Raw genomic sequence first — 4,267 nt, 5'->3', positions numbered from 1 at the left:
CTCGAGCCGGGGGCCGTCGGCGCCCCCGGCGCCCCTAGCGGTCCCGGCGGTCCCGCCGCGCTGCCGCCTGCGGCCGGCGGCACCCATGCTGGCGCCGGACGCTGGCGCACCCTTGCGAACGTGGGCCCGGTTGTCAAGGAAGCCATGGCGGTCAACGCGGTCCTGCGGGCTTTCTCCGGCTACATCCTGTTCCTGCTCGCGTTCCTCTTGCGGAGCGTGAACTTCGGCGCGCCGCACCATGCGGTGTCGCACAACTTCGCCCTCGCCGCCCTGGCCGCAGGCCTGTCGCTTGGCAGCCTCACCTCGATGGTGCTCGGGTCCTTCTTCCGCGGCAGGTCACCGCACTTGATCATGTTCACCGTGCTGGGCATCGCTCCGGTGGTCACCGTGGTCTGCGCCTGGTCGTTCGGCTTGTGGACGGCCGTGGCGGTGGAGTTCACCGCGATCTTCTGCGCGAGCCTGGCCAAGCTCGGCCAGGACTCGATCGTCCAGCGCGAGATCGGCGACGAAATCCGGTCGTCGACGTTCTCGGTATCCGAGACGCTTAACCAGGTCGCGAACGTGGCCGGCGGGCTGGTCGGCGTGCTGGTGTCGATGCTGGACAACGGGCAGGCTGGCCTAGCCATCGCCGCCGCGGGCCTTACGATCGCGCTCGTCATGCTGATCGCCCGGCGCAGGCAACGGGTTCGCGTCCGCGCGCCGATACGGTCCCAGCCCGCGAACACCAGATAGCGCCGCACCACGGCAAGCCTCCCCGGATAACCCGTGCGGCACCACCGGCAGCCCCCGCTCCCCGCGAACTGGGCCTCCCCCGTCCCACCAGCCCCTGACGTGCTCGCGGATGCGGCCATCCGAAGGGATGAAAGGGACTTCGCACACTCTGTGACCTTTTTCCGGTCCGTTATAGGCGATTTGTCCATGCAAGGAGTGTGCGAAGTGGGCAGGTGATGCTGGTGTGACGTCGCTGTGCGGAGGCTCCCGCTGCTGTCGGCACCCGCGGGTCCCAGCCGCCCCGCAGCTCTCGCCCGCCCTCCGTCAGGTCGGGGTCGGGGTCGCGGGCGCCCTCGTCAGGTCAGTCCCGCGGGCGCGTCACTCGCGCCACTTGATCGCCGCGCGCCGGCGAGCTGTCACGTAGCCGTTGTCCGCGAACCAGCGGGCAGACTCCCTGATCGCCTCGCTCCCCGGCCGTGAGGTGTGGCCAAGCTCCGCGCGGGCCCGCTCGTCGTTGAAGATCATCCTGGTCGTGGTCATGCGCGCGGCCTCCAGCGGCACGCGGGGTTCCCTGCGCAGCAGCCGGCTTTCGATCAGCGTGGAGGCGGCCCCGGCCGTCACGGCCAGCCCTCGCGGGACCCTCAGCCGGGGCATGGGCAGGCCGGAGTAACTGGCCAGCGCCTGGAAAATCGCCCGCATCGACATGTTCTCCCCGCCCAGGATGTAGCTGCGGCCCTTGCCGCCGCGCTCGAGGGCGGCGATGTGGCCCAGTGCCAGATCCTGGACGTGGACGACGTTCAAGGCGGTATCGGTGAACGCGGGCATCTTTCCGTTGAGGAAGTCCAGCACTACCTTGCCGGTCGGCGTGGGGGCGACGTCCCCGGCCCCGAGCGGAAACGTCGGCAGGACGATGCAGACGTCAAGCCCCTCGGCGCAGGCCCTGAGCACCTCGTGCTCGGCGACGAACTTGGACCTCTTGTAGGGCCCGAACAGGTGGCCGATGTCGGCGTAGCATGTCTCGTCGGCCCCCTCGCCTGCCCAGGCGTTTCCGAGTCCGAGCACGCCGACTGTCGAGGTGAAGACCAGCCGCTCGCACCCCACGGCACGGACCGCGTTGAGCACGTTGAGCGTGCCGCCGACGTTCACGTGATAAAAGACGCGCGGGTCGCGGGCCCAGAAGCGGTAGATCGCCGCGAGGTGGAACACGAAGCGGGCGCCGGCGCAGGCGGCCCGTACGGCGGCGGCGTCGCGGATGTCGGCCTCGACACGCTCCGCGTCGATCAGCTCAAGGTTGCGGCAATCGGCACCCGGTTCGACCATGGCGACGACGCGCGCGCCCCTGGCGTGCAACGCCCTGGCGACGGCCGACCCGATGAACCCCGACGCGCCGGTGATGACCACCCGGTCCCCGGCGCTGAGGGCCGCGGCGCCGTTCAGTGGTCTTCCGTCATCGCTTGCGCCATTAGCTGTCACTGGCGTCCCGTCCATTACCAGGCCAACGGGCCACTCCCGGAGCACCCCTGGTGCACCTTTTAACCACATCGGTACCGCTGCCGTCAATGTCGGGCGCTGCCGCCGCCTGTCCCGGCGCTGGGTTCGCGTCGCTATCGGCGCTGGGGGCCTCCCTGCCGATAGGTTCGGCGGTGGGAGGCCCGCCGCCAAACAGGGTCCTTGCCGGTGGCGGCCGGCATCGGTCACGGCTCCAGGTCGTCGGCCACGGCGCGCAGCAAGGCGGCGATCTTCTTCGCTTCCCTCGCCTCCGGGTGCTTACCACGCCGGTAGACGTCGGAGATCCCGTCGAGCAGCTTCATGAGGTCCTCGATGATCGGGATCATCTCGTCGGGCTTCTTCCTTGAGTGCTTGGCAGCCGCGGTCGCGACAGCCGGCGGCGCCTCAAGTAGCCGCAGTTGGAGCGCCTGCGCGCCCTTGCGGCCCTCTACGATGCCAAACTCGACTCGCTGTCCCTTCCCAAGCGCGGTCGTCCCCGCCGGCAGCGCGGAAGAATGCACGAAGACCTCGCCTCCGTCGTCACGGGCGAGGAAACCGAACCCCTTTTCGGAGTCATACCACTTGACCTTGCCGGTAGGCACGAGCCAAACCTCACGTCCTTGGAAACTGACACCCGCCGGCCATGCCGCCGGCCGGGTGTGATGGGCGCCTTCTAGGCTATCGGTACCGCGCTGTGAATGGCAGCACGGCTATTGTGCCCCTAACCGCGCCCGGCGTGCGGCGATACGCCGCTCCGGGGGACGCAGTCCCGGCCGCCGCAGGGTAGCAGCCGGGGCCACGTCGGTCACGGCCTCACACGTTCGGATGGTGCTGGGACGGGATCGCGTGCGAGGCCGTGAGTCCATCGGCAGGTCAACTTCCCCCGGTGTCAAGATCGCAGTGAGGCTATACCCAGCGGTTTTGCGCGAAAACATGAGTCAGGAAGGCGGGAACGGCCCGGGTTTCCCCGGGCCGTTCCCGATCTCGGCCGTTATCCGCCGGATGAGGCTGGACGTCAGAAGTCCATGTCGCCGCCGCCAGGAGCGGCGGGGACCTTCTCCTTCTCCGGCTTCTCCGCGATCACTGCCTCGGTGGTGAGGAACAGGCCGGCGATCGACGCCGCGTTCTGCAGAGCCGAGCGGGTGACCTTCGCCGGGTCGATGATCCCGGCCTTGAACATGTCGGTGTACTGGCCGTCGTCGGCGTTCAGGCCCTGGCCAGGCGGCAGGGTCTTGACCTTCTCGACCACCACGCCGCCCTCCAGGCCCGCGTTGATCGCGATCTGCTTGAGCGGCTCCTCCACGGCACGGCGCACGATCGCGGCGCCGGTCGCCTCGTCGCCCGCAAGGTCGATCTTGTCGAAGGCGGTGCGGGCCGCCTGCAGCAGCGCCACGCCGCCGCCGGGCACGACACCCTCCTCGACCGCGGCCTTGGCGTTGCGCACCGCGTCCTCGATCCGGTGCTTGCGCTCCTTCAGCTCGACCTCGGTCGCCGCGCCCGCCTTGATGACGGCCACGCCGCCGGCCAGCTTGGCCAGCCGCTCCTGCAGCTTCTCGCGGTCGTAGTCGGAGTCGGTGTTGTCGATCTCGGTGCGGATCTGGTTGACCCGGCCCGAGATCTGGTCCGCGTCGCCCGCGCCGTCGACGATCGTGGTCTCGTCCTTGGTCACGACGACCTTGCGCGCGCGGCCGAGCACGTCGAGGTCGACGCTGTCCAGCTTGAGCCCGACCTCTTCGCTGATGACCTGGCCACCGGTCAGGATGGCGATGTCACCGAGCATGGCCTTGCGGCGGTCGCCGAAGCCGGGCGCCTTGACCGCGACGGACCTGAACAGCCCGCGCATCTTGTTGACGACCAGCGTGGCCAGGGCCTCGCCGTCGACGTCCTCGGCGATGATGGCCAGCGGCTTGCCTGACTGCACGACCTTGTCGAGCAGCGGGAGCAGGTCCTTGTTGGCCGAGATCTTGGAGTTGACGACAAGGATGTACGGGTCCTCGAGGACGGCCTCGAGGCGCTCCGGGTCGGTGACGAAGTACGGCGCGATGTAGCCCTTGTCGAAGCGCATGCC

The 4,267-nt window shown here is 69.2% G+C and carries 3 protein-coding genes and 1 pseudogene; 1 reads left to right on the top strand and 3 read right to left on the bottom strand.

What is annotated here, in order from left to right:
- Window positions 1–732, top strand: a pseudogene (locus Q1N79_RS06010) (hypothetical protein); the annotation flags it as partial.
- A 357-nt stretch (window positions 733–1,089) separates the two neighbouring features.
- Here the strand turns inward: Q1N79_RS06010 and Q1N79_RS06005 are convergent.
- The 3 genes from Q1N79_RS06005 to groEL all read right to left on the bottom strand — a co-directional run.
- Window positions 1,090–2,184: an NAD-dependent epimerase/dehydratase family protein gene (locus Q1N79_RS06005; RefSeq protein WP_300605411.1), complete on the bottom strand. Its 1,095-nt coding sequence runs from the start codon at window positions 2,182–2,184 to the stop codon at window positions 1,090–1,092.
- Between the two features lie 221 nt (window positions 2,185–2,405).
- On the bottom strand, window positions 2,406–2,801 hold the full coding sequence (locus Q1N79_RS06000) for a cold-shock protein (protein WP_300605409.1): 396 nt from the start codon (window positions 2,799–2,801) through the stop codon (window positions 2,406–2,408).
- Window positions 2,802–3,214: 413 nt separating this feature from the next.
- Window positions 3,215–4,267: chaperonin GroEL (gene groEL / locus Q1N79_RS05995; RefSeq protein WP_300605407.1), on the bottom strand; the 1,053-nt coding region annotated here is incomplete at its 5' end.

It is taken from the genome of Trebonia sp. (genome assembly GCF_030042015.1).
Classification (GTDB): domain Bacteria; phylum Actinomycetota; class Actinomycetes; order Streptosporangiales; family Streptosporangiaceae; genus Trebonia.
This window is presented reverse-complemented; position numbering and strand designations above follow the sequence as displayed.